The organism is Pseudomonas sp. K5002 (assembly GCF_013386655.1).
In the GTDB taxonomy this organism is placed as follows: domain Bacteria; phylum Pseudomonadota; class Gammaproteobacteria; order Pseudomonadales; family Pseudomonadaceae; genus Aquipseudomonas.
This window is the reverse complement of the sequence record NZ_JACARK010000892.1, coordinates 1-3,488: the sequence shown is the minus strand read 5'-3', so window position 1 is coordinate 3,488 and position 3,488 is coordinate 1. Positions and strand designations below refer to the sequence as shown.

At 62.5% G+C, this 3,488-nt stretch carries 3 protein-coding genes; 2 read left to right on the top strand and 1 reads right to left on the bottom strand.

What is annotated here, in order from left to right; all coding sequences use genetic code 11:
- Nucleotides 1-311: hypothetical protein (locus tag HX846_RS30605; RefSeq protein WP_178966820.1), on the bottom strand; the 311-nt coding region annotated here is incomplete at its 3' end.
- Here HX846_RS30605 and HX846_RS30600 point away from each other — a divergent pair.
- Nucleotides 261-2,234, top strand: a complete 1,974-nt coding sequence (locus HX846_RS30600) for a BapA/Bap/LapF family large adhesin (protein ID WP_256344759.1) — start codon at nucleotides 261-263, stop codon at nucleotides 2,232-2,234. The two genes, HX846_RS30605 and HX846_RS30600, sit on opposite strands and share 51 nt — an antisense overlap.
- A 182-nt stretch (nucleotides 2,235-2,416) precedes the next feature.
- Nucleotides 2,417-3,488 (top strand): TolC family protein (locus HX846_RS30595; protein WP_178966819.1); only part of this gene is annotated, 1,072 nt, incomplete at its 3' end.

The window sequence follows — 3,488 nt, the reverse complement described above, 5'->3', positions numbered from 1 at the left end:
CCGATGCCGATGCTGATGCTGATGCGGACGCCGATGCTGATGCCGATGCCGATGCCGATGCCGATGCCGACGCGGATGCGGATGCTGACGCCGATGCTGACGCCGATGCCGATGCCGATGCTGACGCTGACGCTGACGCTGACGCGGATGCGGATGCGGATGCTGATGCGGACGCCGACGCCGACCTCGAAGCCTTCGACGACCTCGCTACCGGCGAAGTAACCATCAAACCCGTAACATCCAACACCGGCCTGGCCGATATGCGCGTGTTCACCCTGTTGGGTGTCGGCGGCATCATTCTGGGCGATCACACCAAGCAGCAGGAGTTCTCGGTTGCCGAGGGTTCCAGCGGAACGCTGAACCTGCAGTTTGCCCAGGCCGACCTGGTCTCGCTGTTGGGCGGTGGCTTCACTGCCACGCTGGAAGTGAGCGACGGTGCCGGTGGATGGTTGCCGGTGCAGCAAGGCAGCAACGGTTCGGGCTTGCTCGACCTGTTGGGGCTGTTCGGACAAAGCTCCAGCGCCAAAATCGAAGGCCTGGAAGCCGGGCAGTATCGCTTTACCCTCAAGCTCGACCCCAACCTGGTCAGCGTTGGTGCAGGGGCCACGGCCAAGTTGAGCGTCACCAATGACAGCCTCACCGACTTCACCGGGGAAGCAGGGCCGGATGTCACCGGCAACGTCATCACCGACCCGGGCATTGGCGGTAAACCGGATGAACCGGGAACCGGCGGGCCAGTGAAGGTGCAGGTCGAGGTCAACGGCGAATTCGTCGATGCCGACGCCACCACCGGCACGGTGCTGCAGGGCCAATATGGTCAGCTGACCATCTTCGCCAACGGCGAGTACAAGTACACCCCGAACGGCGATGTCGCCAGCATCGGCAAGGTGGATGCCTTCGAGTATCACCTGGTCAATGGTGCCGGTGCTTCGGCCTCGGCAACCTTGTATGTGCGTATCGACAGCCCGAGTGTCAACGTGGACTGGAGCGCTACCGATCCATCTGCGCCCGGCGTGATCAACACGGTTGCCAATGATGACCTGGGTTCGGCGCAGATCGACATCGTCAACCTGGTCACCCAGGCCGACCTGGCGACCCTGAGCTACAACCTGGCACTGCTCGGCAGCAGTACGGGTACGGGTGCCGAGATCAACGTTGCCACGGGCACGACCGCAGAGCTTGCGATCAACGTCACCGTCACCGGCATTGCGTTGTTGCCAGGCACGACCGTCAATCTGCAGAAGTTCATCGGTAACGAATGGGTCACGCAGCAGACCACTACCCAGGCGAACCACACGTTCCAAGGGTTGGATGCCGGGACCTATCGCGTGACCGGGACGACCGGTGCCGTGCTGTCGCTGAGTGCGCTGCACATTGCGCAGAAGCTCACTACCACCTCCCTCACGGAGTTCGTGACCGGTGCAATGAGCAATGCGACTGGCAACCTGCTGTCCGACAGCTTGTCCGGGCCGGATGTCCTCGGTTCGCCGCTGACGGTACTCAGTGTGCTGGTCAACGGGGTCTATGTGATTCCTGGGCAAACGGGGACGAAAATCAACGGTGACCACGGCACATTGACCGTGTTTGCCGATGGTAAGTACGTCTACACCCCGCATGCCGGGCTGACGCTGGACGAGATTGGCCAGGTGGATAAATTCACCTACAAGCTCACCACGCCAACCGGCCAGGAAGACACCGCCGACCTCTACGTGCGCATCGACTCGCCGGATCGCGACCTGGTCTGGGACGACGCCAACCCGGGTGCGCCAGCCACTGAAGGTGCCGGCATTGCCGCTGCCCACAGTGCGGTGGACCAGGCGGCGGATGACGGCGCCAACGTTGACGGCGATCACCACGATGCCGTGGTGGCCGACGACACCGACTTCACCCATGTCGATGCTGGCGCGGGTGCAGACGGGTTGTTGTGGGAAGGCGGCGATGCAGCCATCAACCTCACCGACCTGATTGGCACAGTCAACGGGGTGCACAGCATCGACCTGAACGATGTCAGCGCCGTCGACCTGACCCTGAGCCTCGAAGACCTGGTGTCCATCACCGGGCCTGAGTCGGATCGCTTGATGATCCAGGGCGACGATCAGGACAGCGTGCACCTGACAGGTGACTGGAGCGCCGGTGCGACCCAGGTAGAGAACGGTCTTGAGTACGTGATCTACACCAGTCCGGAAGATGAAACCCATCAGCTCTGGGTACAGAGCGGCATCAGCGTGGTGTAACGCCACCCCTGCCGGTCGGGCCGCAAGGCCCGGTTTTCCCTACCAACGGTAATGCAGCGATGGGCCGTGACGTCAGTCACGGTCCGTTGTTGTACTCATCAGGTTTGACAACAGTCAGGTGACTAGCAGTGAGGCAAAAGAGTTTGGCCAAGCAGCTGTCTGCCGTAATTCTGGCAGTCGCAATGATCGCGCCCGAGCGTGCGCCGGTCATGGCAGCGTCGTATATCGACGATGAAGAACGCGTCAACATCATCAGCCCGAGCAACCTGGGCACACATTTACCCGGCGGGCCAACGGGCGTCAGCGCACCGGTGGCACCCGAGCACGTCATACCGAGCAACCTTGACCTGACACGCGCCATTCAACTGGCGGTGGAATGGCACCCGGCAATTTCCGAGGCGATCGGCCAGCTGTACCAACAAAACGAGAACGTGAACATCGCCCGTTCCGGTTATTACCCGCAAGTCAGCGGTGGCTTCAACTCCGGCTACGACAGCGGCCTGAGGGGCAACGGCCAGAGCCGTGCGTTTTCGTTGTCGGCGTCGCAGATGCTCTATGACTTCGGCAAGGTCTCAAGTTCTGTCGACAGTGCGCTGGCGCGGGTCAGTGCCAGCCAGGCGTCGGTGTTGCTGTCGATCGATCAGGTGGCGCGCGATACCTCGTTCGCCGTGATCGAACTGCAGCGCTCGCAGTTGCTGGTGCAACTGGCTCGCGAGCAAATCGACGGCATTTCGGCGATTGCAGAGCTGGCCAAAAAGCGCAGCGACATGGGCGCCAGCACCCGTTCGGACCTGATCCAGGCCCGCTCGCGGGTCGAGGCCTCGGTGGCGACGCAATTGCAATTCACCGCGCAATTCAATCGCTGGCGCAGCACGTTGAGCAGTCTGCTTGGGTCGCAGGCGCCAGTGAGCGTGGCGAATGGTTTTCCTGCAAGCCTGGAGCAATCCTGCGTGGGCGTGGTACCCGATACGGCAGTCACGCCGACCCTGCTGATCGCCCAGGCGCAGCGTGTCGATGCGCTGGCGCTGATTGCACAAGCCCGTGCCGAGGCGTTGCCGACCGTGTCGCTGGACCCGTCCATCACGCACTACCTGGACAACAACGACGACAGCAACGTCCCCGGCGGCCGCGACCGTACCCGTTATGGCGTATTTCTCAACGTGAAAATGCCGCTGTACCAGGGCGGCGCAATCACCGCCCGCAAATCCGCCGCGCAACAGGCCCTGCGTTCCGCCGATGCCGCCAACGACGCCG

Coding starts and splice junctions, on each gene's coding strand:
- HX846_RS30600 (WP_256344759.1), top strand. CDS start 261: ATGCGCGTGTTCACCCTGTTGGGTGTCGGCGGCATCATTCTGGGCGAT.